20 protein-coding genes are annotated in these 20,732 nt (G+C 71.5%); 5 read left to right on the top strand and 15 right to left on the bottom strand.

Annotation, left to right across the window (positions count from 1 at the left end):
- Positions 1–42 precede the first annotated feature (42 nt).
- The 6 genes from AC3ANS_RS10135 to AC3ANS_RS10110 all read right to left on the bottom strand — a co-directional run bounded on the left by AC3ANS_RS10135 (position 43) and on the right by AC3ANS_RS10110 (position 5,066).
- Positions 43–813, bottom strand: a complete 771-nt coding sequence (locus tag AC3ANS_RS10135) for a DUF881 domain-containing protein (protein ID WP_488296038.1) — start codon at positions 811–813, stop codon at positions 43–45.
- On the bottom strand, positions 806–1,138 hold the full coding sequence (locus AC3ANS_RS10130) for a small basic family protein (RefSeq protein WP_488296037.1): 333 nt from the start codon (positions 1,136–1,138) through the stop codon (positions 806–808). Before AC3ANS_RS10130 ends, AC3ANS_RS10135 begins: the two co-directional genes overlap by 8 nt.
- Positions 1,135–1,995 carry a DUF881 domain-containing protein gene (locus AC3ANS_RS10125; protein ID WP_488296036.1) on the bottom strand — a complete coding sequence of 287 codons (861 nt, stop codon included), beginning with the start codon at positions 1,993–1,995 and terminating at the stop codon, positions 1,135–1,137. Before AC3ANS_RS10125 ends, AC3ANS_RS10130 begins: the two co-directional genes overlap by 4 nt.
- Positions 1,988–2,596, bottom strand: a complete 609-nt coding sequence (clsA, locus tag AC3ANS_RS10120) for a cardiolipin synthase ClsA (RefSeq protein ID WP_488296035.1) — start codon at positions 2,594–2,596, stop codon at positions 1,988–1,990. Before clsA ends, AC3ANS_RS10125 begins: the two co-directional genes overlap by 8 nt.
- Positions 2,597–2,661: 65 nt before the next feature.
- Positions 2,662–3,711, bottom strand: a complete 1,050-nt coding sequence (locus tag AC3ANS_RS10115; RefSeq protein ID WP_488296034.1) for a hemolysin family protein — start codon at positions 3,709–3,711, stop codon at positions 2,662–2,664.
- A complete protein-coding gene (locus tag AC3ANS_RS10110) occupies positions 3,708–5,066 on the bottom strand; it encodes a hemolysin family protein (protein WP_488296033.1) in 1,359 nt (452 codons plus the stop codon). Before AC3ANS_RS10110 ends, AC3ANS_RS10115 begins: the two co-directional genes overlap by 4 nt.
- A 173-nt stretch (positions 5,067–5,239) precedes the next feature.
- Between AC3ANS_RS10110 and AC3ANS_RS10105 the strand changes: the two genes are divergently transcribed.
- From AC3ANS_RS10105 to AC3ANS_RS10095, 3 genes are read left to right on the top strand one after another with little or no spacing between them, the layout of a single operon-like run.
- Positions 5,240–6,826: a DUF1800 domain-containing protein gene (locus tag AC3ANS_RS10105; RefSeq protein ID WP_488296032.1), complete on the top strand. Its 1,587-nt coding sequence runs from the start codon at positions 5,240–5,242 to the stop codon at positions 6,824–6,826.
- A 5-nt stretch (positions 6,827–6,831) separates the two neighbouring features.
- Complete coding sequence (locus AC3ANS_RS10100) at positions 6,832–8,085, top strand: DUF1501 domain-containing protein (RefSeq protein ID WP_488296031.1); 1,254 nt, start codon at positions 6,832–6,834, stop codon at positions 8,083–8,085.
- A gap of 53 nt (positions 8,086–8,138) precedes the next feature.
- A complete protein-coding gene (locus AC3ANS_RS10095) occupies positions 8,139–9,188 on the top strand; it encodes an NAD(P)H-dependent amine dehydrogenase family protein (protein WP_488296030.1) in 1,050 nt (349 codons plus the stop codon).
- Here the strand turns inward: AC3ANS_RS10095 and AC3ANS_RS10090 are convergent.
- The 4 genes from AC3ANS_RS10090 to AC3ANS_RS10075 form a co-directional block, all read right to left on the bottom strand.
- Positions 9,154–10,113 carry an Acg family FMN-binding oxidoreductase gene (locus tag AC3ANS_RS10090; protein ID WP_488296029.1) on the bottom strand — a complete coding sequence of 320 codons (960 nt, stop codon included), beginning with the start codon at positions 10,111–10,113 and terminating at the stop codon, positions 9,154–9,156. The genes AC3ANS_RS10095 and AC3ANS_RS10090 overlap by 35 nt on opposite strands.
- 79 nt (positions 10,114–10,192) lie before the next feature.
- Complete coding sequence (locus AC3ANS_RS10085; RefSeq protein WP_488296028.1) at positions 10,193–10,378, bottom strand: hypothetical protein; 186 nt, start codon at positions 10,376–10,378, stop codon at positions 10,193–10,195.
- Between the two features lie 121 nt (positions 10,379–10,499).
- Positions 10,500–11,603 (bottom strand): NAD(P)H-dependent flavin oxidoreductase, encoded by a 1,104-nt coding sequence (locus AC3ANS_RS10080; protein WP_488296027.1) that lies wholly within the window; start codon positions 11,601–11,603, stop codon positions 10,500–10,502.
- Positions 11,604–11,643: 40 nt separating this feature from the next.
- Positions 11,644–13,290, bottom strand: coding sequence for an acyl-CoA synthetase (locus AC3ANS_RS10075; protein WP_488296026.1), 1,647 nt, complete (start codon positions 13,288–13,290; stop codon positions 11,644–11,646).
- Positions 13,291–13,337: 47 nt separating this feature from the next.
- Between AC3ANS_RS10075 and AC3ANS_RS10070 the strand changes: the two genes are divergently transcribed.
- Entirely contained in the window at positions 13,338–14,150 is an 813-nt protein-coding gene (locus tag AC3ANS_RS10070) for a crotonase/enoyl-CoA hydratase family protein (RefSeq protein WP_488296025.1), read from the top strand.
- 57 nt (positions 14,151–14,207) lie between these two features.
- Positions 14,208–15,053 carry a phosphatase PAP2 family protein gene (locus tag AC3ANS_RS10065; protein WP_488296024.1) on the top strand — a complete coding sequence of 282 codons (846 nt, stop codon included), beginning with the start codon at positions 14,208–14,210 and terminating at the stop codon, positions 15,051–15,053.
- Positions 15,054–15,062: 9 nt separating this feature from the next.
- On the opposite strand, the gene AC3ANS_RS10060 is transcribed toward AC3ANS_RS10065, so the two are convergent.
- From AC3ANS_RS10060 to AC3ANS_RS10040, 5 genes are read right to left on the bottom strand one after another with little or no spacing between them, the layout of a single operon-like run.
- Positions 15,063–15,515: a hypothetical protein gene (locus AC3ANS_RS10060; RefSeq protein WP_488296023.1), complete on the bottom strand. Its 453-nt coding sequence runs from the start codon at positions 15,513–15,515 to the stop codon at positions 15,063–15,065.
- A gap of 30 nt (positions 15,516–15,545) precedes the next feature.
- The gene (locus AC3ANS_RS10055) at positions 15,546–16,514 is read right to left on the bottom strand and encodes an acetylxylan esterase (RefSeq protein WP_488296022.1); all 969 of its coding nucleotides are present in this window, start codon (positions 16,512–16,514) and stop codon (positions 15,546–15,548) included.
- Positions 16,514–18,802 (bottom strand): glycoside hydrolase family 3 N-terminal domain-containing protein, encoded by a 2,289-nt coding sequence (locus tag AC3ANS_RS10050; protein WP_488296021.1) that lies wholly within the window; start codon positions 18,800–18,802, stop codon positions 16,514–16,516. The genes AC3ANS_RS10055 and AC3ANS_RS10050 overlap by 1 nt, the downstream gene beginning before the upstream one ends.
- Positions 18,799–19,863 (bottom strand): LacI family DNA-binding transcriptional regulator, encoded by a 1,065-nt coding sequence (locus AC3ANS_RS10045; RefSeq protein ID WP_488296020.1) that lies wholly within the window; start codon positions 19,861–19,863, stop codon positions 18,799–18,801. Before AC3ANS_RS10045 ends, AC3ANS_RS10050 begins: the two co-directional genes overlap by 4 nt.
- Before the next feature lie 30 nt (positions 19,864–19,893).
- Positions 19,894–20,730, bottom strand: coding sequence for a carbohydrate ABC transporter permease (locus AC3ANS_RS10040; RefSeq protein ID WP_488296019.1), 837 nt, complete (start codon positions 20,728–20,730; stop codon positions 19,894–19,896).
- Positions 20,731–20,732: the final 2 nt, after the last annotated feature.

Below are 20,732 nucleotides of genomic sequence, written 5' to 3'. Positions count from 1 at the left end.
TGGACCGCGCGGGCGGCACGTGACGGGTGCTCAGCGCTGACGTTACTGCTCCGAATCGGGTTCGGCGTACTCAGGTTCGGACGGCTTGACGACACTCTCGATGTCGAGCGATCCGAGCTCGTCCACGGTGACGCTGGCGCCGTCGCCCTCGAAGAGATCGCGGGGTCCGTCGGGGAAGTCGACGCCCGAGCTGGCGAGCGTGTGGGGCTCGCCGATCACGTCGATGACGTACGGCGAGCTGACCAGCTGTCCGCCGATGAGCAACCCTCCGGCGGTGTCCTCGACCGCGGTGTTGGCGACCACGCGCACCTGACCGTTGACCTGGATCGCCTCGGCCCCCGAGGTGCGCAGCTCCTGGAAGGTGTCCACCATCGTCTGCACCTCGACGGTGCCGGTCTCCTCGGTGACGGTCAACCGGATGCCGGGACCGGTGACCGGCACGAGCCCGGCGAGGATGGACAGGGTGTCGGCCTCCTGCTGCGCCTGGGCGAGGGCGGCCTCGCGGGCCCCGGTGGTGGAGAGCAGGTCGTCGCGAGCATGCTGCAGGCGGGCGATCTGTGCCTCGGAGCGCTGGCTGGTGCCGGCCAGGCCGTTGAGGAGGTTGATCAGGTCCTGCTCACGCAGGCTGCCGTAGGTGTCGTCGACCTCGGTGAAGCGCACCTGGGTGACCGCGGCGAAGCCGAGGACGGCGAGCAGGACCGCCACCATCACCTGCCCGCGCGAGGGTCGCAGGAGCGCCCGGGCCAGCCGCTCCCGGCCGGTGCTGCCGTCCGCGGCGCCGGTGCCGGTGGTGTCCGGGGTGGGGTCAGGCATGGAACAGGTGCCTGCGGATCGCGGCGGCGTTGGAGAAGATCCGGATGCCGAGGACGACCACGACGCCGGTGGTCAGCTGGCCGCCCACGCCGAGCTTGTCGCCGAGGAAGACGATGGCTGCGGCGATGACCACGTTGCTGAGGAACGACACCACGAAGACCTTGTCGTCGAAGATGCCGTCCAGGTAGGCGCGCAGCGCGCCGAACACGGCGTCCAGTGCCGCGACCACGGCGATCGGCAGGTAGGGCTCGAGGCTCGGGGGTACGTCGGGCTGGAACACGACCCCCAGCACGATGCCCACCAGGAGTCCGAGTGCGGCGATCACGGCGCTGCCTCCTTCCGAGGCTTCTCGAGGTTCTGCTTCGCGGTCCCCTCGGCAGCCCAGGCGAGCCGGAGCAGGCGCGGCGGGGCGGCCGGGAGGGAGAGCCGGTTCTCATTCTCCATGGTCACGGGGAAGCCGAAGTGCGCGGCCGTGTTGCGGAACCGCAGGCCGCTCGTGGTCTCCATCAGGTCGGCCTGCAGCGTCCCGGGATTGCCGATGGCCGTGACGACGTACGGCGGGGACAGCGACCGGTTGTTGCCGGTGATGCGGACCGTGATCCCGGAGTTGCGGATCGCGGAGCGGGCGGTGAGGCGCTGGCCGTTGACCGCGATCGCCTCGGCGCCGGCGTTCCAGAGGCCGTCGACCAGCGACCGGAGGTCGCGGTCGCGCACGGCCACGCCGTCGGCGTCGTCCACGGTGATGCGCACCCCCGGGCCGGTGACCGCCCGGAACCCCGTGACGACCCCGAGCCGCTCGACCCGTGCGAGTGCGGACTGGGACGACGCGCTGACGTCGTCGAGGTTGTCCTGCAACGAGACGTCGAGCTCGCGCAGGTCGACGACGCGGGCCTCGAGCTTCGCGACGTCGCTGCGACGCTCGTCGATGTTGGCGATCAGCGAGGCGCGGCTGGCGGTCTGGACGCCGGCCTGCTCGGAGTTCTGCACCGCTGCGATCGTGACGAGCAGGCCGAAGACGGCGATCACCGCTGTGGCGGTGAAGAGTGAGCGGCGCCGAGACGTTCCGCCGCCCTCGCGAGCCCGGCGTTCGGCGACGTGGCGATAGTCCTCGTCGAGGGACTGCTGGGTGATCAACGTGAGCAGCGGGATGGCGACCCGCTCAGCCGGGGTGGTCTCAGGCATCGGGCACGACCTCACCCTCACGACGCCGCTCCGTGGTGGCCAGGAGCGTGCGCACCTGCCAGGCGTAGAGCAGGCCGGCCCACCAGTAGAGCCCGATCCCCCAGAGCGCGAACGCCCAACCGAAGACGTTGGCCAGCGTGGCGACCGTGCCGTCCCCGTCACCGAGGAGCAGCAGCGGGAAGGCGTAGAGGAGGTTGAACGTCGCGGCCTTGCCCAGGAAGTGGACCGGCAGCGCGCTGTAGCCGCGGGTCCGCAGCAGCGGCACCAGGCCCCACAGCAGCAGGTCGCGCAGCGGCAACGACAGGGCAGCCCACCAGGGGATCACCTCCCGCAGGGCCAGCCCGACGACCACCGCCAGGATGTAGAGGCGGTCGGCCACCGGGTCGAGGATCTGCCCGAGCGTCGAGGTCTGGCCCAGCCGCCGGGCGAGGTAGCCGTCGAGGAAGTCGGTGACCCCGGAGACCATCAGCAGGGCCAGCGCCCAGCCGTCCGCCTCGGGGCCGAGCACCAGCCACAGGAACACCGGCACACCGGCCAGCCGGACGAGGCTGAGCAGGTTGGGCAGCGTCCACACGCGGTTGCGCGTCGAGTCGTCCGCCACTGCTTGCCTGTCTGCCCGGGTGCGTTGCCGGGGCCACCCTACTGGCCGCCGGGCCCGGAACAGCGTCAGACGTGGTCCTCCAGGTGCGCGGCGTCGCGGATCTCGCCCACCAGTTCCTCGATGACGTCCTCGAGCGTCGCGAGCCCGAGCGTGCGGCCCTCCGCGTCGACCACGCGTGCCATGTGCGCGCCGCGGCGCTGCAAGGTCTCGAGCGCACCGTGCAGCGGCTCGTCGGCGTCGACCGGTGCGAACGGACGGATCCACTTGTCCTCGACCGGCCGGGCGCGGCGCGCCTCGTCGGGCTCGAGCACGTCCTTGATGTGGAGGTAGCCCAGGAGCGAGCCGTCGGCGGCCTCGACGGGGAACCTGCTGAACCCGGTGGCGGCGCACAGCGACTCGACCTCGGCGCCGGTCGACCCGCGCGGCACGGTCGTGAGGGAGTCCGGTGGCATCAGCACCGCGGCCACCGTCTTCTCGGTGAACCCCAACGCACCGGCGAGCCGGTCGTACTCGTCGGCCTCCAGCAGGCCCTCGCCGCGGGACTCCTCGACCAGCGCGGCGACCTCCTCGCGCGTGAACGTCGAGCTCACCTCGTCGGTGAGCCGCGCGCCCAGGAGGCGCAGCACGCCGGAGGCGATCGCGTTGATCACCACCACCACGGGCCGCAGCACCGTCACGATCCCCCAGATCGCCGGACCGAGCACGAGGGCGGCCCGGTCGGGGCCGGCGAGTGCGATGTTCTTGGGGATCATCTCCCCCAGCACCACGTGCAGGTAGACGACGACGGCCAGCGCGATCACGAACGACGTGGGGTGCAGGAACGACTCGGACACGTGCGCGGCGTGCAGCACGGGCTCGACGAGGTGCGCGACCGCCGGCTCGCCGACCGCGCCGAGCACCAGGGAGCACACGGTGATGCCGAGCTGGTTGACCCCGATCACCAGCGAGATGTTCTCCATCGCCTTGATCGTCGTCCGCGCCATCCGCGAGCCCGCCTCGGCTCGCGGCTCGAGCTGGGTACGCCGGGCCGAGACGAGTGCGAACTCGGCACCGACGAAGAACGCGTTGCCGAGCAGCAGCAGCACGGCGAGCGGGATCGCGGTCGCGGCGCTCATCGCTCCTCCTCCTGCTCGTCGGGGCCTTCGAGGAGCCGCAGGGTGAGCCGGTCGATCCGCAGGCCGTCCATCCGGTCCACCGTCAGGACCGCGAGCTGCTCGCGCGGCTCGTCCGGGTCGGACCGGTCCGGCACGCTCACCTCGGCCAGGTCGCCGACCTCCGGCACCCGCCCGAGCACCCTCAGCACCAGCCCAGCGATCGTGTCGTAGTCCTCGTGGTCGGGCAGCACGACCCCGGTGAGGTCCTCGACCTCGTCGGGGCGCAGCAGCCCCGAGAGCGACCAGGATCCGTCCCGTTGCAGCCTGGCGTTGGCGCTGAGCCGGTCGTGCTCGTCGGAGATGTCCCCGACGATCTCCTCGACGACGTCCTCCAGCGTGACGATGCCGGCGAACCCGCCGTACTCGTCCATGACGACCGCCAGCTGGAAGCCGTCCTTGCGCAGCAGGGCCAGCAGCGGGTCGAGGCGCAGCGAGTCGGGCACCACGATCGGCTTGGCCATCAGGTGCTTGACCTTGGTGGTCGCCCGCTCGTAGACGGGCAGGGCGACGGCGTTCTTGACGTGTACGGTCCCGACGACGTTCTCGTCGGCGTCGAGCACCGGGAACCGGGAGTGACCGGTCGCCCGGGTCAGCTCGATCACCGCGCTGGCGCGGTCGTTGGCCTCGAGGCTGTTGGAGCGCACCCGCGGGGTCATGATCTCCCCGGCGGTGCGGGCCCCGAACTCCACCGAGCGCTCCATGAGCTCGGCGGTCTCGACGTCGAGCGTCCCCAGGTCGGCCGAACGCTGGATCAACGAGGCGAGCTCCGTCGAGCTGCGGGCGGAGCGCAGCTCCTCCTGTGGCTCGATCCCGAGGCGGCGTACGGCGGCGTTCGCGGAGCCGTTGAGCACCCGGATCGGCCCGCGCGCGAGCGCGGTGAAGGTGCGCTGGAACCGCTGGGTGGCCCGCGCGACCTCCATCGGCTTGGCGAGAGCGAGGTTCTTGGGCACCAGCTCGCCGAAGATCATCGTCAGCACGGTGCCGAGGGTGAGCCCCACACCGACCGCCGTGGGGGTGATCGCGCCCTCCGGGGTGCCGAGCGCGCGCAGGGGCCCGTCGATCAGGTCCGCGATCGCCGGCTCGGCCAGGTAGCCGATCGCGAGGTTGGTGATCGTGATCCCGACCTGGGCGCCGGAGAGCTGGGTGGACAGGCTGCGGATCGCCTGCTGCACCCCGCCGGCGCCTGCGTCACCGGCCGCCGCCGCTCGTTCGACCTGGCTGCGGTCGACGGTGACGAAGGCGAACTCGGCGGCCACGAACACGCCGCAGGCGAGGATCAGGAGCAGCGCTGCCACCAGCAGCAGCCACGCGGTCATCGTTGCTCTCCCTGGGAGGAGAGCCGGGGACTTTGAGAGCCGTCCATGAGCTGGGCGTCGAGTCCTCACTGGGTATCGGGTTCGGTGCCCCCGCACTCTACCGGGGCGGGCGCCGCGGCGACATTCTCCGAACTCTCCCGGCAGCGGCCCCTCACGCTTACGCTGGTCGCGCCATGTCCCAGTCTCGGTCTCGGGTCACCACCCCTCCAACTCGCCGCGCCCTCGTCGCGGGCGCAGCCTCCGGCGTCGCCGCCGGGGCCGTGGTCGCCGCGAGTCCTGCGCGCGCGGCCACGACGTACGCCCCGGCCCACTACCGCGGCCACCGCCTGCTCGCGGCGTCCGCCCGGCACCTGGTCGGCCGCTTCTCCTATGGCGTGACGCCGGCGCTCGCGACCCAGGTCCGGGCCGCAGGCGGAGCGGCGCGGTGGTTCGAGGCCCAGCTCGCGCCCGCCTCCGTGCCCGACCCCGGCACCGACGCCCTGCGGGCGTGGTGGCCGAGCCTGTCGCGCGGCGCGACCGAGCTCTGGCAGCGACAGGTCGACGAGGTCGAGGGCGTCTGGGAGGTGATGTTCGACTACCAGCGCTGGGTGCTGCTGCGTCGGATGCGTTCGCGCCGCCAGCTGCTCGAGGTGATGACGGAGTTCTGGGAGAACCACTTCAACGTCCCGGTGAACGGCGACGCGCCCGGCTTCTGGCGACGGCAGTACGGCGACGAGATCCGCGAGCGCGCACTGGGCCGGTTCGAGGACCTGCTGCAGGCCACGATCACCCACCCGGCGATGCTGATGAGCCTCAACAACGTCGACTCCACCAAGTCCCACCCCAACGAGAACCTCGGTCGCGAGCTCCTCGAGCTGCACACGGTCGGCCGCGGGAACTACGACGAGGACGACGTCAAGGACTCGGCGCGGATCCTGACCGGCTGGGGCGTCGACATGTGGGAGACGTTCGCGCCCGTCTACCGCCAGAAGTGGCACGCCACCGGCCCGGTCCAGGTGATGGGCTTCAGCCACCCGAACGCCGACGCCGACGGCCGGCCGGTCACTCGGGCCTACCTGACCTACCTGGCGCACCACCCGGGCACCGCCCAGCGGGTCGCGCGCAAGCTCGCGGTGAAGTTCGTCAGCGACGACCCGCCCCAGGCGCTGATCGACCAGCTGGCGCAGGTCTACCTCGACCACGACACCGCCATCGCGCCGGTGCTGCGCGCCCTGGTCGCCTCGCCGGCGTTCACCGCCGCGGTCGGCGCCAAGGTCCGTGACCCGGGCGAGGACATCGTGGCGTCCTACCGCGCCCTGGACGTGCGGCTCACCCAGCCACCGGAGGGAGACGCGGGCGAGGAGCACGCGGCCAACGCGCTGCTGTGGCAGGTCGACGGCATCGGCACCAAGCCGTTCGACTGGCCGCGCCCCGACGGCCAGCCGGTCGACAACCGGTCGTGGGCGTCGCCCTCCCGCATGCTCGCCTCGATGTCGCTCCACCTCGACCTGTCCGGCGGCTGGTGGCCGACCGAGGGCATCACCTACCACCACCCGGCGTGGTGGGTGCCCGACTTCCCGATGCGCTTCGACCTGCTCGTCGACCACCTCGCGCAGGTGCTCCTCCATCGCCGATCGACCGCGCAGCTGCTCGAGGCGTGCTGCCTCGCGGTCGATGTCGCACCGCGTGACCGCATCACCCGCGACCACGACCTCGTGAAGTGGAACATGCCGCGACTGCTCACCACGTTCCTCGACTCCCCCGCCTTCCTGACCCGGTGACCGCCATGGACCCCTCCCTGCGATCCGCGCCGTGCTGCTCCGAGTACGCACGCCTGTCCCGGCGCGGCCTGTTCTCCGGGCTGGTGGCGCTGGCGGGCGCGACCACGGTCGTGGGCTCGGCCGCGATCACCACGTCCGCCGCCGCGCTGACGCCGGCCCGCTCGGTGCTCGTCGTCCTCTCGCTGCGCGGCGCGGCCGACGGCCTGTCCCTGGTCGTCCCCCACGCCGATCCCGTCTACTACAGCGCGCGGCCCGGCATCGCCGTGCCATCCGACCGGCTGCTCGCCAAGGACGGCGCGTTCGGCCTGCACCCCCAGCTGGCGCCCCTGGTGCCCCTGTGGGAGTCGGGTCGGCTGGCGGCCGTCCACGGCACCGGTCTTCCGGTCCCGAACCGCTCCCACTTCTCGGCGATGGAGGAGGTCGAGGACGCCGACCCGGGCTCGGAGGCCCGCACCGGCTGGCTGAACCGGTTGATCGGCACCGATGCGGGCACGTCACCGCTGCAGGGCTTCAACGTCGGCGGCGGAGTCGTGCCGACGTCGCTCTACGGTCCGCAGGCCGTCATGTCCGCGGCAGACGTCGAGTCGGTCCAGATCCCCGGGGACGACAAGTGGGACACCACGAAGGGCCGTCGCTCCTCCCTGCACCGGCTCTGGGACCAGGACCCGAGCACGCTCGGTACGGCGATGCGCTCGCTGTTCGGGGCGCTGGACGACTTCGGACCGGTGGCCTCGACCACGGACGGTGCCGCGTCGTACCCCCGCTCGGACCTGGGGCGCGCACTGTCCGAGGTGGCCCGGGTGATCCGCGGCAACGTGGGCGTCGAGGTGATCACCGTCGACCAGGGCAACTGGGACATGCACGCCGACCTGGGCGGGCCCGAGCGCGGCTGGCTCCACGACAACGCCCACGACCTGGCCACGTCGATCGCGGCGTTCTTCGGCGACCTCGGGAGCCAGGCCGACAAGGTCACGCTGGTCACGATCAGCGAGTTCGGGCGCCGGGTGGCGGAGAACGACAGCTCCGGCCTCGACCACGGCTACGGGAACGTGATGTTCCTGGCCGGTGCCGGGGTCAAGGGTGGCCGCTACTACGGCACGATGGCCCCGCTCACCGGCGACGTGGACTCCGACGTCCCCGTGACCACCGACTACCGAAGCGTGCTGGCCGAGGTCGTCTCGACGCGGTTCGGGGCCTCCACGGCCGAGGTCTTCCCGCGGTTCTCCCCCGAGCGTGTCGGCGTGATGACCTCGCTCTAGGCCCCTGCACGGACCGTCGACAAGAACGTGTTCTATCTGGGACCGTGTGGCCCGTGCGCGTCATCCAGTGGGCCACCGGCGGAGTCGGCCGAGCCGCGATCGAAGGCATCCTGCTCCACCCCGACCTCGAGCTCGTGGGCTGCTGGGTGCACAGCGCCGCCAAGCACGGGATCGACGTCGGCGAGATCATCGGCACCGACCCGATCGGCGTGCGCGCGACCAGCAGCATCGAGGAGATCCTGGCGATGGAGGCCGACGCGGTGCTCTACGCGCCGTTGATCCCCGACCGCGACCAGGTCGCCGCGCTGCTGCGCTCGGGCAAGAACGTCGTCACTCCCGTGGGCTGGTTCTACCCCACCGAGAAGGACGGTGCCCCGCTCGCCGCCGCCTGCGCCGAGGGACGTACGACGCTCCACGGCACCGGCATCAACCCCGGTGGCATCACCGAGCTGCACCCGTTGATGTTCTCGGCGCTCTCCTCCGCGGTCACGTTCGTCCGCGGCGAGGAGTTCTCCGACATTCGCACCTACAACGCCCCCGACGTGGTGCGCCACATCATGATGTTCGGGGGCCGGCCGGAGGAGGCGATGGGCGGCCCGATGCTCGGGCTGCTGTCCGGGGGCTTCATCCAGTCGGTGCGGATGTGCCTGGACGCGCTGGGGTTCTCCCCCGACGCCGAGATCCGCACCTCCCAGGAGGTCGCGCTCGCGACCGCCCCGATCCAGACGCCGATCGGCGTGATCGAGCCCGGCCTGGTCGCCGGCCAACGGTTCGTGTGGGAGGCGTTCGTGCGCGAGGACTGCGTCGTACGCATCGCCGTGAACTGGCTGATGGGCGAGGAGCACCTCGAGCCGGCGTGGTCCTTCGGACCCGAGGGTGAGCGGTTCGAGGTGGAGGTGCGCGGCGACCCCAACACGTTCGTCACGATCAAGGGCTGGCAGCCCGAGACCGTCGAGGAGGGGCTGGTGCGCAACCCGGGCGTGGTCGCGACCGCCCTGCACTGCGTGAACTCCATCCCGTACGTCGTGGCCGCGGAGCCGGGGATCCGGACCTACCTCGACCTGCCGCTCATCGCGGGACGGGCGCACCCCGACCTGCGGTGACCCGCACGCCGCGACGCGGCGTGGGCCGGGTCGGCTCCGCCGGTCCCAGGCGCGCCACCATCTGCGGCACGTGGCCGTGCAGGACCGCGCCCAGCCGTGCGCGCAGGGCCGGGCTCGCCTCGCAGGGCTGGTTCTCGAACGCCGCCGACAGACCGGCCTGGGCCGCCATCAGCAACACCCGCTCCAGGGCCTGCCCGGCGTGCAGCCAGTCGGCGGGCTCGTCGTCGTGGGTGGCGAGCACCACCACGGCGGGCGCCTCCTCGACCAGGCGGGCATCGGCCGCGCCGAGACGGTGCCCGAGGTCGAGGTGGGCGACCACGAAGCGGGTCGGCACCAACGACGCGATCGAGACCGGCAGACCGTCGCCGCTGCGCCGGATGCGGAACCATCGAGCCAGCTCCCGGCGCCAGCCACGGTCGCACCACAGGACGTGATCGGCCTCGCCCACCAGGGACGCGACCGAGTCGCGCTGGAGTGCATCCATCACGTGCAGGCAGGCACCCTCGGCGCTCGCCGCGGCACGGAGGGCGGCCAGGACGACGGGCTCGATGCGCGCCCGCTCGAACGGCCCGTGGTGGGTGCGTCGGACCGCGAGGGCGTCGTACAGCGCGGCCTCGTCGCCGGGCTCGCCGGTCAGGTGCACGGTGGCCAGGTGGTCGGGGTCGTCGTCGGGGAACGCTGCGACGACCGTGCCGCTGCCGGCATGGGCGGCCGCGACCCGGAGCGCGAAGAGCGCGGCGCCGCAGCTGATCACCAGCTCACGGCCGCGCGGGTCGTTGACCGGCAGGGCGCGGGCCCGGTCGGCGTAGAGCTCCAGCCGGGACTCGTCGGCCGAGACCGACCAGCGCCAGGGCTGGGTGTTGTGCGACGACGGCGCCCAGGCGGCGGCTGCGACGAGCTCGGTGACCGACATGAGACCTCCCATGCCCGAGCCTGACGCGCCGGGCCGGTGGCCGGTCAGGGGCGAAGGTCCGCGCTGCGGGAGCCGCTGGACCCGCACGTCGTCACCGACCCGTGCGGCCGATTGCGTCCTGGCCGGCGTGGGGGCCGCGGTCGACCTGCTGCACGCCCGCGTCGTCGTGCCTGAGCCGATCCACCTCGTGCTGGACGTCGGCGACCTGCACGATCGTGCAGAGGGTCGCGATCGCGATCACGAGAGCGATCGCCACGGCATGAAGTACGTCGCGCATCGGCAGTCCCCCCAGACCTGGTGATGCGGGTGATGTCCCTGTCCCCATGATGCCACCGCACCGCGCGCCAGACCCGTCGCTCTGCGTGATCTTCGCGACGCCCGCTGCCGGCCGAGGACAGCTACTTGCGGATCGACTCCAGGCGGGTGACGGCCTCCTCGAACTCGGAGACCAGGTCGGCCATCACGTCGGCGACCGGGCGTACGTCGTTCATCCGGCCGACGATCTGGCCGATCGGCATCGAGATCACGTCCGGGTCGCCCGAGGCGTTGATGCGGTTGTGGGCGTCGGCGACGAGCAGGTTCTGCAGCGGCATCGGCAACGGCTCGGGCGCCTCGGCCTCGGCCCAGGCCTCGGTCCACTTCGTCTTGAGCAGCCGCGCGGGCTTGCCGGTGTAGATCCGGGTGCGGACGGTGTCGGACGAGGTCGCCCGGGTGAACGCCTCGGTCCAGCCCGCGTTGGACTGGAGGTTCTGGTACTCCTCGGTGCCGAGCCAGATCGAGCCCGTCCACACGCCCTGCGAGCCCAGCGCCAGGGACGCGGCGATCTGGCGTCCCGAGCCGATGCCACCCGCGCCCAGCACGGGCACGTCGGGTCCGACGGCGTCGACGATGTCGGGCTGCAGCACCATGCTGGCGATCTCACCGGTGTGACCACCGGCCTCGTACCCCTGGGCGACGATGATGTCGACGCCATTGGCCACATGGGAGCGAGCGTGCTTCGCCGCGCCGGCGAGCGCGGCGACCAGGATGCCCTGCTCGTGGCACTTCTCGATCACGTCGACCGGCGGGGACCCGAGCGCGTTGGCGATCAGCACCGGCCGGTGGTTGAGCGCGACGTCGAGGTGGGACCGGGCCACCGAGTGCAGCCAGCCGAGCACCCCGTCGCGGCCCTCGCCCTCCGGCAGTGGCGGTACGCCGAGCTTCTGCAGGGTGCGCTCGACGAAGCTGATGTGCTCCTCGGGGATCATCGACTTCAGGTCGACCGAGGTGCCCTCGGTCGGGATCTTCATCGGCATCACGATGTCGACGCCGTACGGCTTGCCGTCGGTGTTGTCGTCGAGCCAGCTCAGCGTGCGCTCGAGCTCCTCGGTGTCGTTGAACCGGACGCACCCCAGGACACCGAGGCCACCGGCACGCGAGACCGCCGCGGCGACGTGCTCGGAGGGGGTGAACGCGAAGATCGGGTAGTCGATCCCGAAGGTGTCGCAGATCGCGGTGCGCATGGTCATCTCTCCTGAGATCGAGCCTGGACGGGGTGTGCGGTCAGACGGAGGTCGGGTCGACGGTCGGCGCCTTGGCGGCGAAGCCGGCCATCGCGAGCTCCTTGGCACGTGGGTACTGCGCCTTGCCGGTGGCGTTGCGCGGGATCCGGTCGACGATCGTCAGCGAGCGCGGGAGCTTGTAGCCGGAGAGGAACTCGCGCAGGTAGGCCCGCAGCTCCTCGAGCTCCAGGGTCGCGCCCTCGCGGAGCTCGACGACCGCGGCAACCGCCTGCCCGTACTTCTCGTCGGGGATGCCGACCACGAGCACGTCGTAGACCGCGGGGTGGCCCTTGACGGCCATCTCGACCTCTTCGGGGTAGACCTTCTCCCCGCCGGTGTTGACGCAGTTGGAGCCGCGGCCCAGGAGCGTGACCCGGCCGCCCTCCTCGATCCGGGCGAAGTCACCGGGGACCGAGTAGCGCGCGCCGTCGACCTCGATGAACGTGGCCGCGGACTTCACCGGGTCCTTGTAGTAGCCGACCGGCACCGAGCCACCACGAGCCAGACGGCCCGTGCGGCCGACGTGGGCCTCCATGTCGAGGATGCGATTGTCCTCGTCGAGGACCACGCTGCCGGGGCCGAGCCCGACGACCGGGCCGTCGGTGGAGATGTTGTTGGGGTCCTGCATGCCCATGCCGCCGAAGCCGGTCTCGGTGGAGCCGACGGAGTCGGTGAAGATCGCGTTGGGGAAGGCCGCCATCCACCGAGCCTTGACCGGAGGGCTGAAGATCGCCGCGCTGCTCGAGATCGCGAACAGGCTCGACCCGTCGAAGCCGCCGGCCTCGTAGGCCTCGATGAGGGGGCGCGCCATCGCGTCACCGGTCATGAAGATCAGCTGAACCTTCTCGCGATCGATGATCTCCCAGGTCCGCACCGGGTCGAACTTCGGCTCGAGGATCGTGAGGTGGCCCGCGAACAGGTGCATGAGGAGCCCGGCCTGGGCGCCGCCGTGCATGAGCGGGCTGAGCGGGAAGGTGACCATCCGCGGGTCGTTGGCCTGCTTGGACTGGTCGAGCTCCTCGAGCTCCTGCCCGGTGTAGAAGTCGATGCCGCCGCCGAGCACCCGCCAGAAGTCCTCGTGGCGCCACATCACGCCCTTGGGGAACCCGGTGGTCCCGCCGGTGTAGATGATGTGGATGTCGTCGGGGCTGCGCTCGCCGAAGTCGCGCTCGGCGCTCTGACCCGCGATCGCTTCGTCGTAGTGGACCCCGCCGTACGACGAGAAGTCGGAGGCGTCCGCGGGGTCCAGGGCGTCGTCGAGCACGACGGCGACCTGGAGCTTCTCGTGCTTCGGCCAGCACTTCGCGACCAGCGGCGCATAGGAGCGCTCGTGGATGAGCGCGACGACGTCGGCGTTGTCGAAGATGTAGTCGAGCTCGCTCTCGACGTAGCGGTAGTTCACGTTGATCGTCGTGGCCCGGATCTTGACGATCGCCAGCGTCGCGATGACGTGCTCGATGCTGTTCTTGGCGTAGATCGCCACGTGGTCCCCCGGCTGCACGCCCTGCGCCTGGAGGAAGTGCGCCAGCCGGTTGGACTCCGACTCCAGCTCGGCGTACGTGACGGTCCGGTCACCCACCTTGAGCGCAGCGTTGTCGGGCGCAGCATCGACGGCGTGTTCGAAGAGGTCAGCGATGTTGTGAGCCACGCGGCGAGACTAGAACACGTTCTCGTTCTTGGCTAGCATCGCGCTCCATGACCACCCCGGAGACCACCTCTGCAACCGAGACTCCCCACTGCCTCGTCGAGCAGGACGGCCACAAGCTGGTCGTCACGATGAACCGCCCCGAGACGCGCAATGCGCTCTCCGGGGAGATGCTGGCGATCATGGAGGAGGCCTGGGACCGGGTGAACTCCGACGACTCGATCAGGGCCTGCATCCTCACCGGGGCCGGCGGCGCCTTCTGCGCGGGCATGGACCTCAAGGCCGCGACCAAGCGATCGCCGGACGACAGCTTCAAGGCGGGCTTCGACCCCTCGGCGATCAAGGGCCTGCTCAAGGGGTTCCGGTTGACCAAGCCGTTGATCGCCGCGGTCGAGGGACCCGCGATCGCCGGCGGCACGGAGATCTTGCAGGGCACCGACATCCGGATCGCCGGCGAGTCGGCCCGGTTCGGCATCTCCGAGGCCAGGTGGAGCCTCTACCCGATGGGCGGGTCGGCGGTCCGGCTCCCCCGCCAGATCCCGTACACCGTCGCGCTGGACCTGCTGCTCACCGGTCGGCACATCAAGGCACCCGAGGCCAAGGAGATCGGGCTGATCGGGCACGTCGTACCCGACGGCGAGGCCCTCGCCAAGGCGCACGAGATCGCCGACCTCATCTGCGCCAACGGCCCGCTCGCGGTCCAGGCGATCCTCAAGACCGTCCGCGACTCCGAGGGCAAGCACGAGCAGGACTGCTGGGCCGAGGACGCCCGGGTCGGCATGGCGGTGTTCGCCTCCGACGATGCCAAGGAGGGCCCCCGGGCGTTCGCCGAGAAGCGCAGCCCGTCCTTCGAGGGGCGCTGACCGCTCAGAGGTAGGGGTTCCGTCCCGCCCCGCCGAGGTCGCTGGCAGACTGGGTGGGTGCCGTGGCCGACCTGGGACCAGGCCGCCGTGGCCGCCGTCCTCAGTCTCTTGCTGGGATGGACGCTGCGCCGGATCCGTTCCGATCTCGCTCGCACGCTGGAGCCGGCCGCCCTCGAGTTCGCGCTGATCTCCGCGCTGTACTCCGTGTGGCGGCTGGCCCGGATGCTGCCGCTGGCCACCGACTCCGGCGCCATGCAACGCGGCCGCGACATCGACCGCATCCAGCACGCGCTGCACCTGCCCAGTGAGCTGTCCCTCCAACACCTGGTGCTGCGCCATGACTGGCTCGGCTCACCGACCACGTTCTACTACGCGACGGTGCACGTGCCCGCACTGATCGCGTTCTTGGTCTGGCTCTTCGTCCGCCACCGGGACCGCTACCCCCACTGGCGCAACGGCCTGGCCCTCGTCACCGCGGCCTGCCTGGTGATCCGGTTCGTCCGGGTCGCGCCACCGCGGTTCTTCCCCGACCTCGGCTACGAGGACCTCTCGCACCACTACGGCATCTCGATCTACGGCTCCGACGTCACGTCCGGGGTCTCGGACCAGTTCGCCGCGATGCCGTCGATCCACGTGGCCTGGGCCGCGGTGGTCTCGTTCGGGATCGTCGCGGCCTCCACCAGCCGCTGGCGCTGGGTGTTCCTCCTCCACGTCGTCCTCACCGCGCTCGTGGTGTCGGCCACGGCCAACCACTGGTGGCTCGACGGCATCGTCGCGGTCCTGCTGCTCTGGGGCGGGCTCGGCCTCGACACGGCCGTACGCCGGCGCCTCGCACGACGTCGCGAGCTCGGCGCGCCGCCGCCGGAGCTCGTGCCGGCTCCGGCGTACGCCGAGGACCTCTGAGTTGAGGGCTCAGCGGGTGTAGACGCCGTCCGGCATCCGCACCTGCACCGGCTCGCCGGCCTCGGAGAGGGTGATCGCGATGTCGCCGAACCTCGCCCGGTGACCAGTGAGGTCCACCTCCCGCGGCTCCGCCCCGTGCCGGCCGGCGCGCCACTCCCCCCTGCGGCCGTACCACCACAGGGTCCCGTCGTCGTCAAGGAGGAAGTAGTCGGTGGTGTACGCCCCGTCCAGCTTCCAGGTCAGCGCGGAGGCGTTGATGCGGTCGATCGCGTACGTCTCGTCCACGTAGATCAGCAGCAGCTCACCGCTGGGTCCGTCGAAGGTGAGTGCGTCCCCGGGAACCATCGCGAGCCAGGACCGGCCCGGCGCAGACGACGGCGAGTCCGGAGGTGCGGAGGGCGACCCGGGCGAGGAAGCGCAGCCCGCCAGCAGGAGGACCACCAGGGCGACAGCGAGCTTCACGCGCGCCATCATCCACCCGGCTGGCGTCGCTCAGAGCGTCGCGCGCAGGTGGCGTAGCCGGCGTTCGTGGTGGAGGGCCGGCACGTCGTGGCGACCGAACGCGTGGACGGCGATCTCCTTGGGCGCGTTGATCTCGTGGTAGGCCGCGAACACCGTCGACGGCGGGCAGATCTCGTCCATGAGACCGACGCTCATCAAAGTCGTCGCCCGGATCCGCCGGGCCAGCAACGCGCAGTCGACGTAGCGCAGCGTGTCGAGGGCCTGGTCGGCCAGGTCGACCTGCTGGGCCAGGAAGTTGGCGACCTCGCGGTAGGGGAACTCACCGGTCAGGCCGACCGCCCGCTGCAGGTCGCAGAGGAAGGGCACGTCGGCATGGCACACCGAGACGAGGTCGGGCTGGAGGGCTGCCGCGGCGAGTGCGAGGCCGCCACCCTGGCTGGTGCCCTGGACGGCGAGCCGCGTGGCGTCCACGCCGTCGAGCTCGGAGGCGACCTGGACCGCGCGGGCCGCGTCGGTGATCAGCCGGGTGTAGTAGTAGGTCTCCGGGTGCGTGATGCCGCGCGTCATGACGCCCGGGTACTCCGGGCCGTCGGAGTCGCGGCCGGGGTCCCCGGTCGCGCCGATGGTCCAGCCCCCACCCTGTCCGCGGGTGTCCATGACGAACGTTGCGATGCCGATCGCCGGCAGCGCGAGGTGCTCCACGGGAAGGCCCCGGCCGCCGCCGTACCCGATGAAGGTGACGACGACCGGGACGTCCCGGGCTCCGGGGGGCTGGAGGAACCATCCCCGGATCCGATCACCGCGCGCGCCGGAGAACTCGACGTCGTGGACACGGACGGCGCCGTAGGCGTCCTCGGCGTGGCGGGTGAGCGTGGGTGGTGCGGCGGCCTCGGCGGCTTCGGCGAGGCGGGCCGCCCAGAAGCCGTCGAGGTCGCCGGGCTCCGGTGTGGAGATGCGGTAGTCGCGCAGCTCCGCCTCGGAGAGGTCGAACCAGGGCATCAGCGGGCCTCGATCGCGACGGTCGGCTCGAGCACACGCTCGGGTCCGACCTGTCGGGTGACCCCGGTCAGCTCGAGGTGCAGCACCGCGCGGATGTCGGCGCTGGAAGCTCCGACCTGCAGCTCGACCGCGCCCGGCTCGACGATCCGCACGAGGTCGCGCCCGGTGAACGACGTGAGGTCGGCCGACAGCTCGAAGCGCACCCGCGTGCGCTCCCCCGGCTGCAGGTCGACGCGGGCGGCGGCGACGAGCTGCTGCACAGGCCGGACGACCGAGGCCACCGGGTCGTGCAGGTAGACCTGGACGACCTCGGAGACCGGACGGTCGGCCTCGTTGGCGAGCTCGACCGCGATCTCACAGCTGCCCTCGGTGTCCCACTGCTCCCCGCTGAGCGTGGCCACGTCACCCCAGGTGGCACTGGCGTACGAGAGACCGTGCCCGAACGGGAACAGCGGGGTCGGGTCCACCACGCTGACCTCGCTGTGCCGGCCGAGCGGCGCGGCGAGGTACGTCGAGGGCTGGGTCGACCCGGCGCCGGGGAAGCTCACGGGCAGGCGCCCGGAGGGGTTGATCCGGCCGGTGAGCACGTCGGCGAGCGCGCGTGCGCCCTCCTCTCCCGGGAAGAACCCGCACACCACCGCGGCCAGGCGCGAGGCCTGCCGGCTCAGGTCGTAGGGCCGGCCGACGAGCAGCACGGCGACGACCGGCGTGCCGGTGGCGAGGAGCGCCTCGAGCAGCTCCTCCTGGCGACCCGGGAGGTCGAGCGTGGCGACGTCGCAGCCCTCGCCGGAGGTGCCCTTGCCGAACAGGCCGGCCTGGTCCCCCAGCACCGCGACGCACACGTCCGCCGCCTGTGCCGCAGCGACGGCCTCGGCGATCTGCTCGTCGGTGCCGTCCAGCACCGGGCAACCCAAGGCGTAGGTCACGTCGTGGTCCGCGGCGAGCGCCTCGCGGACCGTGGGCACCTCGAGCCCGATCTCGATGTCGTCGTAGTGGACGAGCACGTGCATCGGGAACGAGTAGCAGCCCATGAAGGCCTGCCCGGTGTCGGCCCGGGGACCGACCACGGCGAGGCGGGCGCCCTCCCGCAACGGCAGGACACCGTCGTTGGACAGCAGCACCGTCGAACGGCGGGCGAGGTCGAGCGCGATCGCCCGCCCCGCTGCGTCGTCGAGGTCCACGTCGCGCACCTCGGCGGGCGACCAGTCGGGGTCGAGCAGCCCCAGCTCGCACTTCTGGGCCAGCACGCGCGCCAGGGCCCGGTCGACGAGCTTCTCGTCGACGAGACCGTCCTCGACCGCCTTCAGCAAGGGCTCGCCGTAGGCGTTCACCGACGGCAGCTCGACGTCGATACCCGCCTCCAGGGCGAGCTGCGCGGCCTCGCCGGCGGACCCGGCCACGTGGTGGAGGGTCTCGAGGAAGGCGATCGCGAAGTAGTCGGCGACGACCGTGCCCGAGAAGCCCAGCGTGTCGCGCAGCAGCGTCGTGAGCAGCGCTCGGTCCGCGGCCGCGGGCACCCCGTCGGTGTCGGTGTAGGAGTTCATCACCGAACGCGCACCCGCACGCAGCGCCATCTCGAACGGCGGCAGCATCACGTCCGCGAACTCGCGCGGACCCATCGACACCGGCGCGAGGTTGCGCGCCGCGCGCGACGCGGAGTAGCCGGCGAAGTGCTTGAGGGTCGCGACCACGCCGCCGGACTCCAGGCCGCGCACGTAGGCGCTGCCGATGAGGCCGACGAGGAACGGGTCCTCGCCGAGGCTCTCCTCGACGCGTCCCCAGCGGGCGTCGCGGACGACGTCGAGCACCGGCGCGAGCCCCTGGTGGATGCCGAGGCTGCGCATGTCGGCCGAGATCTTCGCACCCATGCGCTCGACGAGCCCGGGGTCGAACGACGCGGCCCAGCACAGCGGTGCGGGGTAGACGGTGGCCTGCCATGCGTTGAGGCCGGTGAGGCACTCCTCGTGGACCTGGGCCGGGATGCCGAACCGGTTCGCGGCGATCACCTGGCGCTGCCGCTCGGCCAGCGCCTCGAGGCCGGCCAAGGGGGTGACCGGCTCGGTGCCGAAGGGCCGGGTCAGCTGACCGAGGCCGTCGGCGATGAGGTTCGCCCAGAGCTGGGCCGGACCCATGCCGTCGCGCAGCATCGGTGCCATCTCGCCGACCTCGGGGTCGACCTTCCAGATGCCCGAGAGCTGGCCGATCTTCTCCGACAGGGTCATGCGCCCCATCAGGTCGCCGACCCGGGCCTCGACGGAGGCCTCGGGGTCTTGCCACAGCTCGGTCACGTTGTTCCTTCCGGTGATGCCGTGGACTGCCGTGCGACCAGCGTGGTCTCGAGCGTCAGGCGCGTGTCGGCGACCGGGTCGCCGTCGATCAGGGCCACCAGCATGCGGATGGCGTCGTACCCCATCTGCCGGATCGGCTGCTGGACGGTGGTGAGCGGGGGGTCGGCCAGTGCCGACTCGGGAATGTTGTCGAAACCCACGACGGAGAGCTGACCCGGCACGGAGATGCCGAGCTCGGCCGCCACCTCGAGCGTGGCCAGCGCCGTGCGGTCGTTCGCCGCGAAGATCGCCGTGGGCCGATCGGGCATCAGCAGGAGCTCGCGAGCGGCGTCGCGACCCTGGTCGTGCTCGAAGGCGCCGAGCCTCAGCAGGCTCTCGTCGATCGGTACGCCGGCCGCCGCGTGCGCCTCTCGGTAGCCGCGCTCTCGCAGCCGGGCGGAGATCAGGTCGGGCCGTCCCGTGACCATGCCGATGCGCCGGTGCCCGAGCTCGAGCAGATGGTCGACCCCGAGGCGAGCACCCTGGAGGTTGTCCGCGGCGACCGTCGGCAGGCTGGAGCGGCCGGTGTGCGGGTCGACGGCGACGATCGGACCGTCGTGCTGCACGTCCGTCACGGTCGGGGTGACCAGGACCGCCCCGTCGACCAGCGTGCCCATCAGCCGGGAGAGGTAGCGCCGCTCCCAGCCGACGTGCTCGTCGACGCGACCGCCGGCGGAGTAGGCGAGGAGCTCGAAGCCGGTGCCGCGGATCGCGTCCGCCGCACCCTTGAGCACCTCGGCGCTGAAGGGCTCGAAGTCGGCGACCAGCACGCCGATCACGTTCGTGCGGCTGTTGCGCAGGCTGCGGGCCACGAGGCTCGCTTCGTAACCGAGACGCTTGACGACCTCGGTGACGTGCTCGAACGTCTCGCTCGCCACGCCGTACCGGCCGTTGATGACCTTCGAGACCGTCGACACCGAGACGCCGGCCTCGGCCGCGACCTGCTGCATCGTCACCCGGCCGTTGGTCGGCAGCGCACCTGAGCGTGCCTGCCCGTCGCGATCCGGGGTGCTGGTTTCCACTGTGAGGTCCTCCCGCAAGCTCTCGGGCCGTCAGCCCTTGACCGCACCCTGCAGTCCGCCGACGATGCGTCGCTGCATCGTCAGGAACAGCAGGAGGGCCGGAATCATCGCCAGCGTCGTGAAGGCGAGGACGCCCGCGGTGTCGGCCGAGTGCTCGGTGGAGTAGTCCGCCACGCCCAGCGGAAGCGTACGCATGTCGTCCTGCAGCAGCAGCAGCGGCAGCAGGTACGCGTTCCACGATCCGACGAAGGCCAGCACACCGGTGGTGATCAGGCCGGGCAGCGAGAGCGGCAGCGCGAGCCAGCGGAAGATCCCCACCCGGGAAGCGCCGTCGATGAGCGCGGCCTCCTCGAGCTCCTTCGGGATCGCCATCAGGAACGGTCGCAGGATCACCACCGTGATCGGCAGCGCGAACGCCGCCTGCGGCAGTGCGACTCCCCACCAGCTGTTGCCCATGTGCAGGTCACGGGTGACCAGGATGAACAGCGGGATGATCGCCACCGCGGCCGGGAACAGCAGGCCGAGGACGAACACCATGAACAGCGGCTCCCGGAGCTTGAACTGGTAGCGCGCGAGCGGGTACGCCGCCATCACCCCGAAGAGCACCGCGACCACCGTGGTGATCAGGGCGATGACCGTCGAGTTCACCGCATAGCGCCAGAAATCGGGGTTGCTCACCACGCCCGAGTAGTTCTTGAACACCCACGGATGGGGCAGACCGGCGGGGTCACGGGCCAGCTGCTCGTTGCTGCGGAAGCCGCCGAGGGCGCCGTACAGCACGGGCCCGAGCGTCAGCGCGGCCGCCGCGAGGGCGAGGCAGTAGACCAGCGGGCCGCCGCCCCCGAACTCCTTGCGTCGCGTTGCCATGT

The sequence above is a fragment of the Nocardia sp. 149-1B genome (assembly GCF_057747975.1).
Note: the sequence above shows the minus strand (reverse complement) of the source record. Positions and strands in the feature narration are given on the sequence as shown.